The organism is Microbacterium sp. OVT16B (genome assembly GCF_019969705.1).
Taxonomy (GTDB): Bacteria; Actinomycetota; Actinomycetes; order Actinomycetales; family Microbacteriaceae; genus Microbacterium; species Microbacterium natoriense.
Genome location: NZ_JAHXZA010000001.1, coordinates 2,150,706 through 2,169,392 on the forward strand (window position 1 = coordinate 2,150,706; position 18,687 = coordinate 2,169,392).

The 18,687-nt window shown below is 68.7% G+C and carries 18 protein-coding genes; 8 read left to right on the forward strand and 10 right to left on the reverse strand.

The features are described 5' to 3' along the window. Window positions 1-8: 8 nt before the first annotated feature. Both lipB and lipA read left to right on the forward strand, forming a co-directional pair. The gene (gene lipB, locus LC438_RS10245) at window positions 9-662 is read left to right on the forward strand and encodes a lipoyl(octanoyl) transferase LipB (RefSeq protein WP_105673344.1); all 654 of its coding nucleotides are present in this window, start codon (window positions 9-11) and stop codon (window positions 660-662) included. Next, window positions 659-1,648, forward strand: a complete 990-nt coding sequence (lipA, locus tag LC438_RS10250; RefSeq protein WP_223586486.1) for a lipoyl synthase — start codon at window positions 659-661, stop codon at window positions 1,646-1,648. The genes lipB and lipA overlap by 4 nt, the downstream gene beginning before the upstream one ends. 59 nt (window positions 1,649-1,707) lie before the next feature. Here the strand turns inward: lipA and LC438_RS10255 are convergent, their stop codons facing one another. The 3 genes from LC438_RS10255 to smc all read right to left on the reverse strand — a co-directional run bounded on the left by LC438_RS10255 (window position 1,708) and on the right by smc (window position 6,849). Continuing rightward, window positions 1,708-2,208 carry a DUF2004 domain-containing protein gene (locus LC438_RS10255; RefSeq protein WP_105673342.1) on the reverse strand — a complete coding sequence of 167 codons (501 nt, stop codon included), beginning with the start codon at window positions 2,206-2,208 and terminating at the stop codon, window positions 1,708-1,710. A 44-nt stretch (window positions 2,209-2,252) separates the two neighbouring features. Beyond that, a complete protein-coding gene (ftsY, locus tag LC438_RS10260) occupies window positions 2,253-3,125 on the reverse strand; it encodes a signal recognition particle-docking protein FtsY (RefSeq protein WP_223586487.1) in 873 nt (290 codons plus the stop codon). A 178-nt stretch (window positions 3,126-3,303) separates the two neighbouring features. Next, on the reverse strand, window positions 3,304-6,849 hold the full coding sequence (gene smc, locus LC438_RS10265; protein ID WP_223586488.1) for a chromosome segregation protein SMC: 3,546 nt from the start codon (window positions 6,847-6,849) through the stop codon (window positions 3,304-3,306). A 537-nt stretch (window positions 6,850-7,386) separates the two neighbouring features. Between smc and LC438_RS10270 the strand changes: the two genes are divergently transcribed. From LC438_RS10270 to LC438_RS10295, 6 genes are all read left to right on the forward strand, one after another. Next, a complete protein-coding gene (locus LC438_RS10270; protein ID WP_223586489.1) occupies window positions 7,387-7,668 on the forward strand; it encodes a hypothetical protein in 282 nt (93 codons plus the stop codon). Window positions 7,669-7,707: 39 nt separating this feature from the next. Then, window positions 7,708-8,793: a GNAT family N-acetyltransferase gene (locus tag LC438_RS10275; protein WP_223586490.1), complete on the forward strand. Its 1,086-nt coding sequence runs from the start codon at window positions 7,708-7,710 to the stop codon at window positions 8,791-8,793. Further along, entirely contained in the window at window positions 8,790-9,869 is a 1,080-nt protein-coding gene (locus LC438_RS10280) for a GNAT family N-acetyltransferase (protein WP_223586491.1), read from the forward strand. The genes LC438_RS10275 and LC438_RS10280 overlap by 4 nt, the downstream gene beginning before the upstream one ends. Before the next feature lie 78 nt (window positions 9,870-9,947). Beyond that, window positions 9,948-10,643: an ABC transporter ATP-binding protein gene (locus LC438_RS10285; protein ID WP_223586492.1), complete on the forward strand. Its 696-nt coding sequence runs from the start codon at window positions 9,948-9,950 to the stop codon at window positions 10,641-10,643. Beyond that, window positions 10,640-11,962: a permease gene (locus LC438_RS10290; protein ID WP_223586493.1), complete on the forward strand. Its 1,323-nt coding sequence runs from the start codon at window positions 10,640-10,642 to the stop codon at window positions 11,960-11,962. The genes LC438_RS10285 and LC438_RS10290 overlap by 4 nt, the downstream gene beginning before the upstream one ends. Before the next feature lie 40 nt (window positions 11,963-12,002). Beyond that, a complete protein-coding gene (locus tag LC438_RS10295) occupies window positions 12,003-12,941 on the forward strand; it encodes a Dyp-type peroxidase (RefSeq protein ID WP_223586494.1) in 939 nt (312 codons plus the stop codon). Between the two features lie 51 nt (window positions 12,942-12,992). Here LC438_RS10295 and LC438_RS10300 read toward each other — a convergent pair whose 3' ends face one another. From LC438_RS10300 to LC438_RS10330, 7 genes are all read right to left on the reverse strand, one after another. Further along, the gene (locus LC438_RS10300) at window positions 12,993-13,514 is read right to left on the reverse strand and encodes a hypothetical protein (protein WP_105673333.1); all 522 of its coding nucleotides are present in this window, start codon (window positions 13,512-13,514) and stop codon (window positions 12,993-12,995) included. 53 nt (window positions 13,515-13,567) lie between these two features. Further along, window positions 13,568-14,431 (reverse strand): bifunctional DNA-formamidopyrimidine glycosylase/DNA-(apurinic or apyrimidinic site) lyase, encoded by an 864-nt coding sequence (mutM, locus tag LC438_RS10305; protein WP_223586495.1) that lies wholly within the window; start codon window positions 14,429-14,431, stop codon window positions 13,568-13,570. Beyond that, the gene (gene rnc / locus LC438_RS10310; RefSeq protein WP_105673331.1) at window positions 14,424-15,116 is read right to left on the reverse strand and encodes a ribonuclease III; all 693 of its coding nucleotides are present in this window, start codon (window positions 15,114-15,116) and stop codon (window positions 14,424-14,426) included. The genes mutM and rnc overlap by 8 nt, the downstream gene beginning before the upstream one ends. A gap of 16 nt (window positions 15,117-15,132) precedes the next feature. Beyond that, a complete protein-coding gene (rpmF, locus tag LC438_RS10315) occupies window positions 15,133-15,342 on the reverse strand; it encodes a 50S ribosomal protein L32 (RefSeq protein ID WP_013586329.1) in 210 nt (69 codons plus the stop codon). 2 nt (window positions 15,343-15,344) lie between these two features. Further along, on the reverse strand, window positions 15,345-15,839 hold the full coding sequence (locus LC438_RS10320) for a DUF177 domain-containing protein (RefSeq protein WP_374197887.1): 495 nt from the start codon (window positions 15,837-15,839) through the stop codon (window positions 15,345-15,347). A gap of 105 nt (window positions 15,840-15,944) precedes the next feature. Continuing rightward, window positions 15,945-16,442 carry a pantetheine-phosphate adenylyltransferase gene (gene coaD, locus LC438_RS10325; protein WP_105673330.1) on the reverse strand — a complete coding sequence of 166 codons (498 nt, stop codon included), beginning with the start codon at window positions 16,440-16,442 and terminating at the stop codon, window positions 15,945-15,947. Between the two features lie 19 nt (window positions 16,443-16,461). Further along, entirely contained in the window at window positions 16,462-18,630 is a 2,169-nt protein-coding gene (locus LC438_RS10330; protein WP_223586496.1) for an ATP-dependent DNA helicase RecG, read from the reverse strand. Between the last annotated feature and the right edge of the window lie 57 nt (window positions 18,631-18,687).

An 18,687-nucleotide genomic window follows, 5' to 3' on the forward strand; every position in this document is an offset into this window, starting at 1 on the left:
GCACGAGCATGCTCGACGTCCTCACCGCGGGGCTCGCCCCGGATTTCGTCCCCTACACCGACGGCTGGGATCTGCAGCGCCGCATCCATGCGGATGTCGTCGCGGGAGTCCGCACCGACACGCTGATCCTCCTCGAGCACGAAGCCGTGTACACCGCGGGGAAGCGCACCGAGGCGCACGAGCGCCCACAGGACGGCACGCCCGTCGTCGACGTCGATCGCGGTGGCAAGATCACCTGGCACGGGCCGGGGCAGCTGGTCGGCTATCCGATCGTTCGCCTCCCCGAGCCCATGGACGTCGTGGCGCACGTCCGTCGACTGGAGCGCATCCTGATCGAGGTGCTCCGCCCGCTCGGCGTCGACGGCTACCAGGTCGATGGACGCAGCGGCGTCTGGGTGCGCCGCCCCCTCTCCGAAGACAAGGTCGCGGCGATCGGCGTCCGCGTCCAGCAGGGCGTGACCATGCACGGCTTCGCCGTCAACTGCGACAACACCCTCTCCGGATTCCGCGGCATCATCCCCTGCGGCATAACGGATGCCGGTGTCACCACCGTCAGCGAGGTCGTCGGCGCCGACATCTCGCCGTCCGACATCATCGGCGGCGTGATCGCCGCCTTCACCGACGAGTACGCATCCGCCGAGTACGCAGGAGCACCCGCATGACCGCCGCCCCGGAAGGCCGCAAACTCCTCCGCCTGGAGATCCGCAACGCCGAGACCCCCATCGAGCGCAAGCCCGCCTGGATCAAGACCAAGGCGAAGATGGGACCGGAGTACACCGCCCTGCACTCGCTCGTGAAGAGCGAGGACCTGCACACGGTGTGCCAGGAGGCCGGGTGCCCCAACATCTACGAATGCTGGGAAGACCGCGAGGCGACGTTCCTGATCGGGGGGTCGCAGTGCACGCGCCGCTGCGACTTCTGCCAGATCGACACGGGCAAACCCGCCGACTACGACACCGACGAACCGCGTCGCGTCGCCGAGAGCATCGTCCGGATGAACCTCCGCTACGCCACCGTCACCTGCGTCGCCCGTGACGACCTGCCCGACGGCGGTGCCTGGCTCAACGCCGAGACCATTCGGCAGATCCACGCGATGAACCCGAACACCGGCGTCGAGCTCCTCGCCACGGACTTCAACGGCGACCCTGCACTGCTCGGCGAGGTCTTCGAAGCCCGCCCCGAGGTCTTCGCGCACAACGTCGAGACCGTCCCGCGCATCTTCAAGCGCATCCGCCCCGCGTTCCGCTATGAGCGCTCGCTCGACGTGATCACGCAGGCTCGGGATGCCGGTCTCATCACGAAGTCCAACCTCATCCTCGGCATGGGCGAGGAGCCGGAGGAGGTCGTGCAGGCGCTGAACGATCTGCACGACGCTGGGTGCGACATCATCACGATCACTCAATACCTCCGGCCCTCACCCCGCCACCTCCCCGTGGCCCGCTGGGTCAAGCCTGACGAGTTCGTCGCGTTCAAGGAGGAAGCGGAGCGGATCGGCTTCCTCGGCGTCCTCGCCGGTCCCCTCGTGCGCTCGTCCTACCGCGCCGGGCGGCTGTGGGCGCAGTCGATGGTCTCGAAGGGGCGCGAGATCCCTCCGCACCTGGCGCACATCGCGGAGAGCGCCGACCTGGGATTCGCTCAGGCCGTCTGACCGGCCTCGTCTCGCGTCGCCTCGCTCCGGCGGGGCGGCGCGGGAATGCGTCTCCGACCTCAGTCGGCGCTCATGACCGACTGCACGCTGCCGTCGGAACCGAGGTTCACGAGCAGCACGTCATCGGTGGAATCGGCGTCGAGAGCGTACTCGAGGACGGCGAAGGGCTCGGAGCCCCCGTGCTCGTCGGCGAGGATCGTCATGCTCATGAGGCGCAGGGAGCGGATGATGTCGACCGCGGCATCGCCGCTCACGTCGACGAGGACCTCCTCGAGTTCCTCTCCGTAGGCCTCCTGCTGCTGCAGGATGTACTCGGTCACCTCGCTCGTGCGATCGTCCACCTCCGAAAGCATCCCGCGCCGAGCGGTGGCGTCGACATTCTCCAGTCCGGAGATGAGGGATGCGGCGATGTCGAGCGCGTCGGCGGAGACGTCGTCCTGGTCGGGCGCCGTCAGATCCACGGTGACGCTCTGGTCGCCGAGCTCCACCGTCTCCGACCAGAAGATCGAGCCGTCGGGACCGGAGGAGAGCAGTCCGAAGTAGTCGTGTTCGATCGCCATACCGCTATGAAACCAGCCTCGTGCTCGCGGCGGTAGTCCCGCTCTCAACCAACAAGGGACTGCACGAACACGTGGGGGGTGAAACCGGTGAGATCGTCGATCCCCTCGCCCTGTCCGAGGAGCTTGACCGGGATGCCGGTGCGCTCCTGAACGGCGAGGACGAAGCCGCCCTTGGCCGAGCCGTCGAGCTTGGTGAGCACGAGTCCGGTGACCCCGGCGTGCTCGAGGAAGGCCTCGGCCTGCATCACGCCGTTCTGGCCGGTCGTCGCGTCGAGAACGAGGAGAACCTCGCTGATGGGAGTCTGCTTCTCGATCACGCGGCGGATCTTGGACAGCTCGTCCATCAGCCCGCCCTTGGTGTGCAGTCGACCCGCGGTGTCGATGATCGCGATCTCGATGCCTTCGCGCTGCGCGAACTCGATCGTCTGGAAGGCGACGGATGCCGGGTCCTGCCCCTCCTGCTGCGGGCGGACGATCGCCGCTCCCCCGCGCTGCGCCCAGGTCGCGAGCTGGTCGACCGCGGCCGCACGGAACGTGTCGGCCGCGCCCACGACGACGCTGCGCTGATATCCGCGGAGGAACTTCGTGAACTTGCCGATGGTGGTGGTCTTGCCGACGCCGTTGACGCCGACGACGAGCACCACTGCGGGGCGTTCCGTGAGCTTGAGTGTGGTGTCGAACTTCGCGAAGTGCTCTTCGAGGGTCTCGCGGAGCATCCGCTGGAGATCCTTGGGATCGGTGGTCCGGTAGCGCTCCACCTTCTCGCGCAGCTCCTCGACGACCCGCTCGCTGATGTCGGGGCCGAAGTCAGCCGTGATCAGCGCCGTCTCGAGGTCCTCCCACGTCGTCTCGTCGATCGTGGGCTTGACGAACATGCCGCGCAGTGCGCGACCGAGGGACCAGGACTTCTCCGCCATGCCTCCAGCCTACGGGTAGCATGCGGAAATGATCCGCGAGCACCCGCTCCGGTCGAGGCCTCGCTGCCACGCTGACGTCGGGAAATCCAGGACGAGACGGATGCCGGGCGGCGTGTCGCGCCTCGACTCACCGAGTCGAAACGGAACGGTCCGGGTTTCCCGAGCGGCGACGCCGGTATCAGCTCGCCGCGGCCGCCCGATCGCCCACACGCTGTCCGACGACGGCCGAGACGCCGTCCTGGCGCATCGAGACGCCGTAGAGGGCGTCGGCGATCTCCATCGTGCGCTTCTGGTGGGTGATCACCAAGAGCTGAGAGCTCTCGCGCAGCTGCTCGAACACGGTCAGAAGCCGGCCGAGGTTGGCGTCATCGAGCGCAGCCTCGACCTCGTCGAGGATGTAGAAGGGGCTGGGCCGCGCCTTGAAGATCGCGACCAGCAGCGCCACCGCCGCGAGCGAGCGCTCCCCGCCGGACAGCAGAGACAGGCGTTCGATCTTCTTCCCCACGGGGCGCACAGAGACCTCGATGCCCGTCGTGAGCATGTTGTCGGGATCGGTGAGCGAGATGCTCCCCGTTCCGCCGGGGAACAGCAGCGGGAAGACCTCGCCGAACGCCGTCTTCGTGTCGTCGAATGCGCTCGCGAAGATCGTCTGCATGCGCTCGTCGAGGTCGGCGATGATCGTCAGCAGATCCTGTCGGGTCTGCGTGAGATCGGCGAGCTGCTCGGTGAGGAACGCATGCCTCTGCTCCAGCGCGGCGAACTCCTCCAGCGCGAGCGGATTGACTCGTCCGAGCTGCGCGAGCTTGCGCTCGGCATCCGCCAGTCGACGCTGCTGGATGCGGCGATCGAAGGGGATCGCGGTGTCGTCTACGCCGTCACCCTCGGGTGGCTCCACGCCAGGATCACGCGGAACGAGCTGATCAGGCCCATATTCCGCAATGAGAATATCTTCGTCTAGTGCGAGTTCCGACGAGACGCGCTCGAGAAGGCTGTTCAGGTGCAGCTTCTTCTCGTGGATCTGCAGCTCGAGCCCGTGGACGCTCTCGGTGAGGCCGGCGAGACGCTCGCGGAGTGAGTTCTCCTGGGTGCGCAGCGCGGTGAGCTCCTCGTTCTGCGCGGAGCGAGCGGCCTCCGCCTCCGCCAGGGCGACACGGGCCTCGGTCACCGAGCGGTCGAGGGAATCGAGGATGCGAGGAAGCTCCTGCGCCACCCCGGACGCCGACTCGCGCTGGGCACGCCGCACGACAGCCCTGCGCGCCGCCTCCGCCGCAGCATCCCGTTCCTGTTCGCGCTGCCGTTCCAGCGACGCGACGCGTGCTTGGCCCGCTCGCACGCGCTCCCGCAGGGTCTCGATGTCGAGGCGTGCCCGCACCTCCCCCTCACGGGCGAGCTCGAGCGCCTCGAGAAGGCCATCTCTGGCAGAGGCGTCGAGGACCGGGCGAGGTGCGTCGACGGCCTTCTCCAGCTCCGCCTTCGCGGCGTCGGCCTTCGCCTCGGCCTCGGCGACGGCGGCCTGCGCCTGGTCGAGTCCTGACTTCAGCCGCTCGCACTCCGCGACCGCGGACTCGTGTCGCACCGTGATCCGGTTGACCTGCTCCGCGTGGCTCGCCAGTGCGGCGTCGTGCTCGCGCAGCGCGCGCAACGCGTCCTTCGCCTGACGGCGAGTCGTCTCCATGAGGTCGTTCGCCTCCTCGCGGGCCTCACGGAGCGAGTCGACGATCACCTGCACCTCGGCGAGCCGCTCCGTGGCGGCGTCGCGCTCGGCGGCGAGCTCGATGCGCGAACGCTCCCCGCCCGAACCGGTGCGCAGGGTCTGGGCGGTGACGACGTCTCCACCCAGCGTGACGATCGTGGTCGTGGTGTCGCCCGTCGCATCCAGGGCCGACCGAGCCGCGCGTGCGGCATCGAGGTCGTCGGCGATCAGGACATGCGAGAGGATGCCGAGGACTCCCTCTGGCGCGGTGACGGTGTCGATCGCGGGGGTCACCCCGGGCATCGACGGCAACGACGCCGACGGACGCGGCGCCCCGGCGACGACGAAGTCCACGACTCCCCTGCGCTGCTCGGCCGCGTCCGCCGCGAGCGTGAACGCATCGGCGGGCGTATCCACGAGCACGCCCTCCACGAGGGGACCGAGCACGGCGGCGACGGCCGCCTCGAAACCCGAGCGGACCTGCACCGAGTCGCCCACGAGTCCGCGGATGCCCGCGCCCCCCGTCCTGACGATCTCCGCGGCCCCGCCGGACAGAGACAGTGCGCTGCCGAGGGCCGCCGCTTTGGCCGTCAGCGAATCCACCTCGCGCTCGGCCGCGTGCAGCCGCTCACGCAGGGTCTCACGTTCGGCCTCGGCGGCCGTCGCCGCCTTTTGTGCCGCATCGTATGCGGCTGCGTGCTCGGCGGCCGTGCCATCCGGCGCCTCGGCGTCATCGATCGACTCCAGAGCCTCCGCCGCTTCCCGGCGACGCGCCTCGGCCGCCTCCAGCGCGTTCTCCTGACGGAGCACAGCGCCGCGGACGGCGGCGAGAGTGGATGCGGCGGCCTCTGCTGCTCCTCGAAGCGCGGTCAGACGCATGTCGTACTCGGAGACGAGCGCGCTCTGCTCGGCGATGTCGACGTCCAGGGTGTCCAGCTCTGCGCGAGCGTGCACGACCTCTCTGCTCGCGACCGTGGCCGCATCCTGCGCGTCGCCCAGACCGGCGGAGATCTCGGTGATCTCGTCCTTCGCCTCGTCGATGGTCGCCTGTGTGACGGTCACCGCGGTCACCGCGGCGTCGTCCTCCTCCGATCCGAGGAGCGCGAGGCGCTGATTCGCGAGCGTGTAGAGCCCGCGCATCCGCTCCTGCACCTGCTCCAGGCCGAAGGCGATCCCGCGCGCCCTGTCAACCGCGACGGAGTTCTGATCCTGCTCGAGGCGGGTGATCCCCGCGCGCACCGCCTCCGCCTGGTCGGAGAGCACCAGGCGCTCGGTGTGGCGTTCGTGCTCGGTGCGCGTGTGATCCGCGAGAGCCGCGCGGAGCGCGACGACGTCGTCGGCGAAGATGCGGGCCTTCGCATCGCGCACGACGGCAGCGATCGTCTGCGCCTCGCGGGCGATCTCGGCCTGGCGTCCCAGGGGCTTGAGTTGTCTGCGGATCTCACCGGCCAGGTCGCTGAGGCGCGTGAGATTCGCCTCCATCGCGTCGAGCTTACGCAGGGTCTTCTCCTTGCGCCGTCGATGCTTCAGGATGCCGGCGGCCTCCTCGATGAAGCCACGACGGTCTTCGGGCGAAGCCTGGAGAACGGTGTCGAGGCGCCCCTGACCGACGATGACGTGCATCTCACGGCCGAGACCGGAGTCGCTGAGCAGCTCCTGCACGTCGAGAAGCCGGCAGTTCTCCCCGTTGATCGCGTACTCGCTGGATCCGTTGCGGAACAGCGTGCGGCTGATCGTCACCTCGGCGTAGTCGATCGGGAGGGCTCCGTCGGCGTTGTCGATCGTGAGCTGGACCTCGGCGCGCCCCAGGGGTCCTCTCGTCGAGGTCCCGGCGAAGATGACGTCCTCCATCTTGCCGCCGCGGAGCGTCTTGGCCCCCTGTTCGCCCATGACCCAGGCGAGCGCGTCCACGACGTTCGACTTGCCGGATCCGTTCGGCCCCACGATGCAGGTGACCCCGGGTTCGAAGACGAAGCTCGTCGGCTGCGCGAACGATTTGAACCCCTTGAGCGTCAGGCTCTTCAGATGCATGCGGAGGCCACTCGGTCGGGGAGAATCACGCCCATACGCTACCGGAATCACGGGCGTCGGCGGGGATACCGCGCGGAACGCGACCGAACCCGATCGCCTCGCGACACGCCGTGCGACACGCCCGGTGCTTGACTCCCGATCCGAACGTTCGCTACGGTAACCACCGGATCGCAACACGAAAAGGAGGTTACCGATGATGATTCAGCTCAACGCACAGGCCACTGGCCTCGCCGCGCGTGTTTATGCCGCGCCGCGTTCTGCGTTCTCGGTGACCGCTTTCGGCGACCGTCGCAGCGCGCTCTCGTAGAACCGCACTCTGAGTTTCGCCCGCCACAGGTGGGTTCTCTCTTCGTGGTCTCTCCGCGCCCCGTCCTCTGATCTCCTCGCAGATCACGGCCACCGCCGTTCCGGCTCCCGCTCTTCTCAGCGGCATCCGTCGGCGGACCTCCACCGCACCCACCGCTCCCGCCGAACGGCTCCGGTCGTCGTCGGTGGCGTCTCCGCACCCCATCACCATCATTCATCGAAGGAATCACCGTGAATACCACGCTGTACGCCAGCACCACCCACCCGCCGGATACCGAGGACCAGCTGGTCCTGCAGATCCCCGCACCCCGCGATCAGCGGCGCCTGGCGCTCGCCGATCGGCTGTCCCTGAGGATCGGTCTGTGGCTGCTCCAACGGGCGCAGCGGCCTCGTCGGGCACCGCGCGCACTCGCGCTCGCTCCCGACGACGGCTTCTTCATCGAGCGGCGGGAACGTTCTGCCGCCGAGACTCACGCCCTGCTCATGTACGAGCTGCAACGGCAGATGCGCTGACCAACGCGCAGTGAGAGCTGCGCCGACAGGAGAACACACATGAGCATCCCGCTCACCGACACCGCCACGCTGCATCCGCTCGTGCTCCCCGCACGGGCGGATGCAGCGGACGCGGCCGACCTCATCGAGTACGCGCGAGTGCGGAACGCCTCGCTGACCGAGACCACGGGCCGAGACGACGATCATCTCGCGCCGGCTGCACTGCTGGCGCTCCTCCGGTCGGACGCCGACCTGGAGCGCCGGCAGTGGCTGATCCGCATCGGCGAGGAGGCCATCGGCCTCGGCGTCCTGAACATCATCGCGGACGACGGCGGCCGCGCGGCCTACTTCACGATCAACCTGCTCCGGTCTGTATGGAGCAGAGGCATCGGTACTGCGGCGCTGCGCTTCATCGAGCAGCAGGCCGCGATCGCAGGAGTCGCGCGGCTGCTGGTCTGGATCGAGCACACCGACGCCGACGAGTCCCGGCTGGACTCACCCACCGGCTTCGGGAGCATCCCGAAGGACCACGGCGCTCGTTTCCTGCTCCGCCACGGATTCGCGCTGGAGCAGGTCGAACGCGTCAGCGCCTTCGAGCTGAGTGGCGACGCCGACCGGCTCCGCACTCTGCACGCGGAGGCCGCTGCGCACGCGCAGGGATACCGCATCGTGAGCTGGCAGCTGCCCACTCCCGCAGAGTTCGTCGACGGGTACGCCCGCCTGAAGCAGGCCATGTCGACGGACGCCCCTGACGCCGACCTCGACATGCCGGAAGAGGAGTGGGACGCGGAGCGTGTCGCTCGTCACGACGACCGCTACCTCCAGCGCGGGGAGACGGTGCTCGTCACCGCCGCCCGGCACGCGGAGACGGGTGAGCTCTGCGCCTTCAACGAGCTGTCGATCGGCGGGGAGCTGGGTCTCACGACCCACCAGGCCGACACCCTGGTGCGTTCTGCGCACCGCGGGCATCGACTCGGGATGCTCGTCAAGACGGCCGGGCTGCTCGACTGGAGGGCTCTCCGACCCGACAGTCCCCGCGTGATCACCTGGAACGCCGAGGAGAACCGGCCGATGCTCTCCATAAACGAAGCCCTCGGCTTCACCCCGATCGCCTACGAAGGCGCCTGGAGGAAGGACCTCTCATGACCACCCCGACCATCACGATCTCTCCGCTCGTGGTGCCACGAACCCTGAGCGATGACGACGCCGGCGACTTCCTCGCGTTCGCCGCCCTGAACCGCCGCATCTGCGATGAGGCCGTCGGACTGCCCGATCTCTCCCCCTCCGCCGAGGAGCTGCTGCCCTCATGGCTGGACGACACGGACACCCAGGAGGTGGGTTTCGTGGCTCGTGTCGACGGAGAGATCCTCGGCATGGTTTCGGTCGCGTTCGCGCAGGAGGACGGTGCGCAGACGGCCGAGATCGACCTGCTCGTCGCGGAGGAGCACTGGGGCCGCGGCGTCGAGGAGGCGCTCCTCGCACGCGCCGAGGAGGAGTCCCGGTCGCGCGGACGCAGCATCCTGCAGACGTGGACCCTGCACCGTCCGATCGACGCGGAGCGCATGCTGACGCCCGGCACGGGGTGGGGCCGCATCCCGGCCACTCCCCTGGCCGATCTCTTCGCCGGCGCGGGATACGGCCTCGAGCAGGTGGAGCGCAACAGCGAGCTCGATCTGCATGCTGACGACACCGGCATCCGGCAGGCGCTGGCGGATGCCGAGGCCTTCGCGGGGGCCGACTACCGCGTCATCTCCTGGAACCTGCCCACCCCTGCCGAACTGCGAGAGGGGTACGCCTCCATCCTCGCCCGGCTGTCGACGGATGCTCCGAGCGGTGACATGGAGTTCGTGGCCGAGCACTGGGACGCCGAGCGCGTGGTCCGCCGAGAGTCGCGGCTGCTCGACGGGGGTCAGCTGGTCTCCGTCGCCGCGGTGCAGCATGCGCCGACCGGCGCGCTCGTGGCCTACAACGAGCTGGTCATCGCGAAAGAGCGCGCAGGGGTCACCCATCAGTTCGGCACCCTCGTCGCGAAGGAGCACCGCGGTCACAGGCTCGGGACGATCGTGAAGTGCGCCAACCTGCTGCGGTGGCGCGACCTCGTCCCCGCGGCGACGGTGGTCTCGACCTTCAACGCCGAGGAGAACCGGCCGATGCTCGACATCAATGAGGCCATCGGTTTCGTCGCGGTCTCGTACGCCGGCGCGTGGCAGAAGAGGATCTGAGACATCATCCGTCCGATGTAGCCGGATCACTCCTCTGGCCGATGACGGCGGTGAGGGCGTGACGAGAGGCTGGGAAGCATGAACTCCTCCGTCCTCGAAGCTCACGCCCTCACCAAGACCTACGGCACGACCCGTGCCCTCGCCGGGATGGACCTGGCGATCAACCGCGGCGAGTCCGTCGCGATCATGGGCGCGTCGGGGTCGGGCAAGACGACCCTCCTGCACGTGCTCGCGGGGATCGTCACCCCCGACAGCGGCTCGGTGACCTTCCGACCCGCGGTCGGCGACGCCATCCTTCTCACCGGACTCGGCGAGTCCGCGCGCTCGCGGCTGCGGAGGGAGCGTCTCGGCTTCGTCTTCCAGCAGGGTCTCCTCATCCCCGAGCTCACCGCCGTCGAGAACGTCGCACTCGCCTCCATGATCAACGGGACCAAGCGAGCGGATGCCGTGCAGCATGCGGCATCCTGGCTGTCCGCCCTCGGACTCGCAGGCATGGCAGACCGGCGCATCGGCGAGCTGTCCGGAGGTCAGGCGCAGCGCGTCGCCATCGCGCGCGCCCAAGCGACCGGCGCCGAACTCGTGTTCGCCGACGAACCGACGGGCGCCCTCGATTCGCGCACCTCGCACGAGGTCATGGACGCGCTGCTGTGGTCGACCACCGGACAGGGCCGCACGCTCGTCGTCGTCACCCACGATGCGGAGGTCGCCTCCCGCTGCTCGCGGACGATCGCGGTCCGCGACGGCCTGATCGTCTCCTCGGCGGTGACGGCATGAACCCGCGCGTCCTCGCGCTGCTGCTGCGCCCGTCCCCCGGGCAGGCGGGAGTGTTGATGCTCCCCGTCGTCGCGTTCGGCGTGGTGACGACGCTCGTGCTCACCGTCGTCGGCGGCGCTCAGTCGTTCTGGACCTGGACCGACGAGTTCGCGCCCCTCTACCAGGCGCTCGCGGCGATCGCCCTCGCGCTTCTCATCGTCCCCCTCATGAGTCTGGGCGGCGCCGCCGCGCGGCTGTCGGCTCGACGCCGCGACGAGCGCCTGTCGACTCTGCGTCTGCTGGGCGTCACCCCGCTCGGCGTCGGGGTCGCCACGGTGTTCGAGTCCGTGCTCCTGGCCGGTACCGGTGCGCTCGTCGGGGTGCTCGGTCATCTCGCCATCAGTCCGCTCATCGCCCTGATCCCGTTCCGGGGTCAGGCGCTCGGGCTCGGCGCGGTCCTGCTCCCGCCCCTGCACGTCCTCGCCGTCATCGCCGGGGTGCTGCTCGTCGCGGCCGCCAGCGCTGCGATCGGTCTGCGTCGAGTCGTGATCTCGCCGCTGGGAGTGCGGATGCGGGCCACGGCATCCGGTGTGCACTGGATCCGCTTCGTGCTCGGCGCCTCCGTGATCGCGATCGCCTTCCTCCTCATCAAGCTCGTTCCGCAGATCGCCGGTCTCGTGACGACCATCGTCGTGCTCGCCGCTCTCTTCGGCGCCGCTCTCGCGGTCCTCAACCTCGTGGGACCGTGGGTGCTCAAGGTGTCGGCGTCCCGTCAGCTGCGCCGAGCCGAGGTGCCCGAGAGACTGCTCGCCGCACGGATCGTGCTCGACTCCCCCAAGTCCGCATGGCGCCAGGTGAGCGGCATCGCGATGGCGAGCTTCATGGCCGTGTTCGCCGGAACCGGAGTCTCGCTCATGAACGTGATGAGCGCCGCGGGCGCCGAGAGCGGAGACATCGCGATCGCGCGCGACATGCGCACCGGACTGATCATCACGCTCGTCGCCTCGTTCCTCATGGTCGCGGCATCCGTCGGAGTGAACCAGGCCTCGTCGATCCTCGACGAGCGCGAGCTGCACCGCAGCCTGCACTATCTCGGTGTGCCCATGGAGACGGTCGACCGAGCCCGTCGGCGCGCGATCATGTCGCCGCTGCTCATCACGTCCATCGGCTCCGCGCTCTGCGCCGGCCTCCTCGTGTTCCCGCTTCTGGGGATCGCCATGATCATCGCCCCGGAGTCCCTGCTCACCATCGCGCTCGTCGTCGCTGTCGGCATCGGGGTGGTCTGGGCGGGTGCACTGGCGACGCGACCGCTCCTCGCCCGCTCGTTCCAGGCGGCCTGAGCCGCCTGCTAGTCTGCTCGCTGACCGTGAGGAGACGAGAGTGTCGGAACGCCGTGTGCCCATTGCCCCGCAGCAGGTCGATGCGCCGCTGACGAGGACGGCGATCTTCCTGGTGGTCACCCTCGCGGACACCGGGACGGATGCCGCGCGGGAGGTCGTCTCCGGCATCGAGGACCTCGTGAAGACCGTCGGCTTCCGAGACCTCGGCGCGCGATTCTCCTGCACCGTCGGGATCGGCGCGCGGGTGTGGGAACGGCTCACCTCGCACCCGCTGCCGTCGGAACTGCACGCGTTCCCCGAAGTCCAGGGGCAGGTGCACACGGCGGTCTCCACTCCGGGGGATCTGCTGTTCCACATCCGTTCCGAGAGGCAGGATCTCTGCTTCGAACTCGAGCGGCTGATCCTGGAGCAGCTCGGCGACGCCGCGCACGTCGACGACGAGACCTGGGGGTTCCGCTACTTCGACGCGCGCGATCTGCTCGGCTTCGTCGACGGGACGGCCAATCCCGTCGGTCCCGATCTGCCTGAGGCCACCCTGGTCGGGGCGGAGGACTCGGCGTTCGCCGGCGGCAGCTACGTCGTGGTGCAGAAGTACCTGCACAACCTCGGTGCGTGGCAGAGTCTGTCCACAGAGCAGCAGGAGGCGATCATCGGGCGGCGCAAGGCCGACAACGTCGAACTCGACGATGCGGCGTCGGGCACCCAGCAGGCGCACAAGTCGCTCGCCACGATCGTCGATGAGACGGGCGAGCACGACATCCTCCGCGACAACATGCCGTTCGGGCGGCCCGGCGCCGGCGAGTTCGGCACCTACTTCATCGGCTACTCACGCCATCTCTGGGTCACGGAGAAGATGATCGAGCGCATGTTCATCGGCGACCCGCCGGGCCTGCACGACCGCATCCTCGACTTCTCGACCGCGCGCACGGGGACGACGTTCTTCGCGCCCTCTGCGACGTTCCTGGCCTCGCTCGGCTGACTCCGCCATCGTCGCCCGGCCTGAGCCGCGACCGATGGCGCCGATCGAGTCTCACGTGTCGTACTCGCCCGAATCCCAAGGGGCGTAGAACGCCATGTAGTCCCCCGGCTCGACCGTGACGTTCCAGTACCATTCCTCGTCCGGATCGTCGGCATCGGGGCCGTTCAAGACCATCCCGAACACGTGTCCGTGCGCCACGATGCTGAACGGGGCGATCGTGATGTCGTCGAAGGTCACGGGACCGAGCTGCGCCAGCAGGGCGGCAAGGGCATCGGACTGCTCCGTGAAGTCCGCCGGATTGCCCGGGAGCGCCGAGTCCTCCGGCCGAGGTCCGAGTGCCACGATCTGCGCGTCCATGAGATCGCCCTCGCCGTCGAACAGGTACCGCGCGACGAACTCGGCGCTCGCTCCGGACGTCACGGCACTCGTGAAGGGCGTGGTGATGAAGAACTGCTGACCGTCCGCGGTCCTGCCGACGTACCGTGCGTGATAGTCGTCATGAGCGATCAGGAACACGTCGGGCGCCGGCGCGTCATCGTGATCGAAGAGGACTCGGTCGAGAGAGGCAGGCATGCCATCAAGCTACACCGGACGCCGAACCGCTCACTGCGCAGCAGGCCCGCCGTTCAGCGTCGCCGCTGACACCTCGGGCAGAAGTGCGATCCTCGGTTCATGAAGCTCTCGCGCACGATGGGTGTTCCGCATCGATGGCACGGTGCGCCCTGCTGCCCGTAGGCGTTGAGCGAGTGCGAAAAATAACCGGCCTGTCCGTTGACGTTCACGTACTGCGCATCGAAGCTGGTGCCGCCCTCTGCCAGCGCCTTCGCGAGCACCGAGCGCACCTCGGCGAGGAGTCGCCGAACGGCCTGCGTCGACAGCGCGTTCGCCGGTGTCTCGGGGTGGATGCGCGACGCCCACAGCGACTCGTCCGCGTAGATGTTGCCGACGCCGCTGATCACGCCCTGATCGAGCAGCACGCGTTTGATGGCGCTGCCGCGGGCGCGGAGCGCCGCGCGGAACGCACCGTCATCGAACTCGGGATCGATCGGATCGCGAGCGATGTGGACGACCTGGGACGGGATCGACGTCCGTCCGTCGATGACGAGCGGATCGACCGCGAGCGAGCCGAACGTGCGCTGATCGGAGAAGACGACGGCCAGCTCGCCGTGCGTCGGATGCTCCAGATGGATGCGGATGCGCTCATGGCGCTCAGCCGGAGCCTCCGGCGCCCGGAGCAGCATCTGTCCGCTCATGCCCAGGTGCGCGATGAGAGCATCGCTGCCGGCGTCGAGCGGGAGCCAGAGGAACTTGCCACGCCGCTCAGCTCCGGTGAAGGTACGTCCTTCGAGACGTCCGACGAAGTCCGCTGCTCCGGCGGGATGCCGGGTCAGTGCGCGCTCGTCGAAGACGCTGACCGCGGTGATCTGCGAGCCGATGGCGGCGGGAGCGAGACCCGCTCGCACCACCTCGACCTCTGGCAGCTCAGGCACGCTCGTCGAGCACGCGCCAGGCGTTGAGCGCCGCCGCCATCTCCGCGGTCTTCTTGCTGGTGCCGTTGCCCGTCATGCTGACGTCCCCGACGACGACGGTCGCGGTGAACCGACGGTCGTGATCAGGCCCGCTGGCCTCGATCGAGTACTGCGGCGGCGTCGCACCGACGCGCGCGGCGAGCTCCTGCAGGCTCGTCTTCGGGTCCATCGCCGCGCCGTACCGTTCGGGGTCGGCGAGGAGAGGCTTGGTCAGCCGGAGCACCAGCTCCGTGGCGGCATCGGGACCAGCCGACAGATAGGTGGCGCCGATGACGGCTTCCATCGTGTCGGCGAGGATCGAGTCCTTGTCGCGTCCACCGGTCTGCTCCTCGCCGCGGCCCAGCAAGAGATGATCGCCGAGGCGGATGCCCCGGGCGACCTCTGCCAGTGCAACGGTCGAGACGACACTCGCCCTGCGCTTCGCCAGCTCGCCCTCATCGAGGTCGGGATTCGTGGTGAAGAGCATGACGGTCACCGCCTGCCCGAGGACCGAGTCGCCGAGGAACTCCAGGCGCTCGTTGTGAGGGATCCCGCCGTGCTCGTACGCGTACGAACGGTGGGTCAGGGCCAACTCCAGAAGCTCCGCGTCGATATCGACGCGGAGCTTATCCGGAAGAGGCCGTGCCCCGTCGGGCGCCTCTGTCAGCGACGTGATGAGCGTCTCAGACGTCGGCGACCTTGCGGCCCTTGTACTCGAGGAAGAGCTCGGTGCCCTGCGAGTCGGTGACGACCTTCGCCTGGTGGGGGCGGCTGTAGACGACCTTGCCGTTCTCGATCGTCTTGACGAGGGCAGGAGCCTCCGCCTTCCACTGCGCGCGGCGCGAGCGGGTGTTCGAACGGGAAACCTTGCGCTTCGGGGGGTTACCAGCCATGACTAGCTCTCTTCTTTCTCGGCGGCGCGGCTCTCTGCCGTTCCGTCTTGGTCTGTGATCTGCTGGAGCGCACTCCATCGAGGATCGATGGGAGCGGCCTGCTCCGTTCCGGTGCTCACGGTCAGCCTCTCGCCCGTTCTCGGGTCGAGACCCAGGCAATCCGGCTGACACACCGGCTGAAAAGGAAGCGACAACACGGCCGCATCCCTGACCAGAGTTTCAAGATCCACGTGGTCGTCTTGAACCTCGAAGTCAGTTTCTTCCTGACCAGGATACGCGAAAAGCTCCTGGAACTCGACTTCGACAGGCTGTGCGATGTCGATCAGGCATCGGCCGCACACTCCGGAGTACTCACCTTCGGCCGTTCCGGACACCAGAATGCCCTCGTGGACGGACTCGAGACGCACATCGAGGTCGAGTTCAGAGCCCTCGGCATAGGTGACGATCCCCTCGCCCCACTGCTCGTCGAGACGGACGGTGAAGGCGTGCTCGCGCATCTCTCCCGGGTGGCGGACGATGTCGCGGACAGGGAGGATGAAGGGGCCATTCAGACGGGGACGCACCCCGCCATGTTACCGGCTCTCACCTGGGTGATCGCCGACTCAGATCCCGCGTGCGCCGGTGTCGAGGAAGGCCGCGACGGCCGGAGGCACGAACGGCGTGACATCTCCCCCGAGGCCCGCCACCTGACGGACCAGGGAGCTGGACACCATCGCGTGCGAGGGGTCGGGCAGCAGGAACACCGTCTCGATGTCGGCCAGGTGCCTGTTCACGATCGCCATGGGTGATTCGTAGGCGACGTCGATCTGCGATCGGATGCCCTTGACGAGCACCCCCGCGTTCACGTCGCGCGCGTAGTCGACGAGCAGGCCCATGCTCCACGAGCCGATGACGATGTTGCCGCCCATGCCGTCTTCGGCGATGGACTGCTCCAGCAGCGCGAGACGCTGGGCGATGGGCAGCATGGCCTCTTTGCCGGGATTGTGCACGACGAGCACGTGCAGCTCGTCGTACAGCTTCGCCGCACGACGGATCACATCGAGGTGACCCAGGGTCGGCGGATCGAAGGAACCCGGGACGACGGCGATCCGGCTGCTCATGCCACCAGCCTAAGGCACGTCAGTTCTTCGCCAGCGCCGCACGGTCTTCGTCGGTCACACGTCGCTCGATCGCCGCTCTCAGGCCGGGGTGCGCATCGAGGGAGGGATCGGATTCGAGGATCGCCTCCGCGAGTTCCCGCGCGCGCACGATGAGGCCGGAGTCCTTCACCACGCGCAGCAGCTTCAGCGAGGAGCGGACGCCGGCCTGAGCCGCTCCGAGCACATCGCCCTCTCCCCTGAGCTCGAGGTCGACCTCCGCCAGTGCGAAGCCGTCGAGGGTGGCGGCGACGGCATCCACCCTCTCGCGCGCGACCGAACCGGATTCCGCCTCCGTCACCAGCAGGCACAACCCGGGGACACCACCACGTCCGACGCGACCCCGGAGCTGGTGCAGCTGCGAGACGCCGAACCGATCGGCGTCCAGCACGATCATCGTCGAGGCGTTGGGCACGTCGACGCCGACCTCGATGACCGTGGTCGCGAGGAGCAGGTCGATCTCACCCCTCGCGAAGGACTGCATCACAGCGTCCTTCTCATCGGAGGGCATCTTCCCGTGCAGCACCGCACGTCGCAGGCCGCCCAGCGTCGGATGCGTGGCGAGGGCCTCGTCGAGCTGCACGACGCCCCAACGGGGCCCGTTCGCGCCCTCGGGCGCGGGAAGCGCTCCGGCCTCGGCGGTCTTCTTGGTGGTGTCGATGGCCGCGCACACGGCGAACACCTGCCGCCCCTGGGCGATCTCCTCGGACGCGCGCTCCCACACGCGGTTGAACCACCCCGGATGCTCTGCGAGGGGCGCCACGAACGATTGGATGCCCGCTCGTCCGGCCGGCATCGTCCGGATGACGGATGTGTCGAGATCGCCGAAGACCGTCATGGCGACGGTCCGCGGGATCGGCGTTGCCGTCAGCACGAGGGCGTGCGGACTCGATCCCTTCGCTCGCAGCGCCTCGCGCTGCTCGACTCCGAAGCGATGCTGCTCGTCGACGACGACGAGGCCGAGATCGGCGAAGGTCGTCTTCTCACCGAGCAGCGCATGGGTTCCCACGACGATGAGCGCCTGACCCGATGCCACGCGCAGCGCAGCCTTGCGCCGGTCGGCGGCCGGCATCTGGCCGGTGAGGAGCGTCGGCATCACGAGCGGCGCGAGTTCGGGGCCGAGCATCTTCGCGATCGACCGCAGATGCTGGCCTGCGAGAACCTCCGTCGGAGCGATCAGCGCGGCCTGGCCTCCGGACTCCGCCACCTGCAGCATCGCCCTGAGCGCGACCAGCGTCTTGCCCGAGCCGACCTCGCCCTGCACGAGGCGGTTCATGGGCCACGCGCCGACGAGGTCTTCCGCGACCTGGTCGCCGACCGTCTGCTGGTCCGGGGTGAGGGTGTACGGGAGCGCCGCGTCGAATCGTTCGAGAAGCCCACCGGGCCGCGCGGGGCGCGTCGTCGCCGCGAGCGCGCGCACCGCATCGCGCTGCTGCAGCAGTGCCGTCTGAAGGGTCAGCGCCTCGTGCATGCGCAGCGTCCGCACCGCAGGATCGATGTCGTTCCGGGTCTTCGGGCGATGGATCTGGTCGAGGGCCTCTCTCGCGGTGAGCAGCTCCTCTCGACGGCGGACGGCGTCGGGCAGCGGCTCCGGGACATCGCCGAGATCGTCGAGGACTCTGACCACGAACTTCGCGATCTGCCAGGTCTGCAGGCTCGCGGTCGCGGGATAGATCGGGATGAGGACGGCGGCTCGCGCGTCGGCGCGTCGACGCGCCGCATCCTCGTCGTCGAACAGCTCGTACTCCGGATGGGCGAACTGCGTGACGCCGTTGAACTCCCCCACCTTGCCGGAGAAGACCCCGCGTCTCCCGACCGCGAGCTCCTCGGAACGCCACTTCGCCGCACCGAGGTTCTTCGCGAAGAAGGTCAGGGACATCTTGCCGATGCCGTCGCCGATCACCACATCGACCATGGCGCCCTTGCGGTTGCGCATGGCCCGCGCGCTGGACGAGAGGACCTCGGCGACGATCGTGACGGTCTCCCCGAGCGGCAGCTCGCGGATGGGCGTGAGCTCGCCTGGGTCGGCGTAGCGACGTGGGTAGTGCGACAGCAGGTCGCCGACGCTCTGCATTCCGAAGGCGCGGTTCAGCGTCTTCGCGGGCGTCGGCCCGAGCGCCTCGTCCAGCGACGAGTCGAGAGTGAGCGGCATGACAACGACTCTATCGACGCCGACGGACACCGAAACCGGTGACCGGCCCTGCGCCAT

Coding starts and splice junctions, on each gene's coding strand:
- lipB (WP_105673344.1), top strand. CDS start 9: ATGCTCGACGTCCTCACCGCGGGGCTCGCCCCGGATTTCGTCCCCTAC.
- lipA (WP_223586486.1), top strand. CDS start 659: ATGACCGCCGCCCCGGAAGGCCGCAAACTCCTCCGCCTGGAGATCCGC.
- LC438_RS10255 (WP_105673342.1), bottom strand. CDS start 2,208: ATGGCGATCGAACACGACTACTTCGGACTGCTCTCCTCCGGTCCCGAC.
- ftsY (WP_223586487.1), bottom strand. CDS start 3,125: ATGGCGGAGAAGTCCTGGTCCCTCGGTCGCGCACTGCGCGGCATGTTC.
- smc (WP_223586488.1), bottom strand. CDS start 6,849: ATGCATCTGAAGAGCCTGACGCTCAAGGGGTTCAAATCGTTCGCGCAG.
- LC438_RS10275 (WP_223586490.1), top strand. CDS start 7,708: ATGAGCATCCCGCTCACCGACACCGCCACGCTGCATCCGCTCGTGCTC.
- LC438_RS10280 (WP_223586491.1), top strand. CDS start 8,790: ATGACCACCCCGACCATCACGATCTCTCCGCTCGTGGTGCCACGAACC.
- LC438_RS10285 (WP_223586492.1), top strand. CDS start 9,948: ATGAACTCCTCCGTCCTCGAAGCTCACGCCCTCACCAAGACCTACGGC.
- LC438_RS10290 (WP_223586493.1), top strand. CDS start 10,640: ATGAACCCGCGCGTCCTCGCGCTGCTGCTGCGCCCGTCCCCCGGGCAG.
- LC438_RS10300 (WP_105673333.1), bottom strand. CDS start 13,514: ATGCCTGCCTCTCTCGACCGAGTCCTCTTCGATCACGATGACGCGCCG.
- rpmF (WP_013586329.1), bottom strand. CDS start 15,342: ATGGCTGGTAACCCCCCGAAGCGCAAGGTTTCCCGTTCGAACACCCGC.
- LC438_RS10320 (WP_374197887.1), bottom strand. CDS start 15,839: ATGCGCGAGCACGCCTTCACCGTCCGTCTCGACGAGCAGTGGGGCGAG.
- coaD (WP_105673330.1), bottom strand. CDS start 16,442: ATGAGCAGCCGGATCGCCGTCGTCCCGGGTTCCTTCGATCCGCCGACC.
- LC438_RS10330 (WP_223586496.1), bottom strand. CDS start 18,630: ATGCCGCTCACTCTCGACTCGTCGCTGGACGAGGCGCTCGGGCCGACG.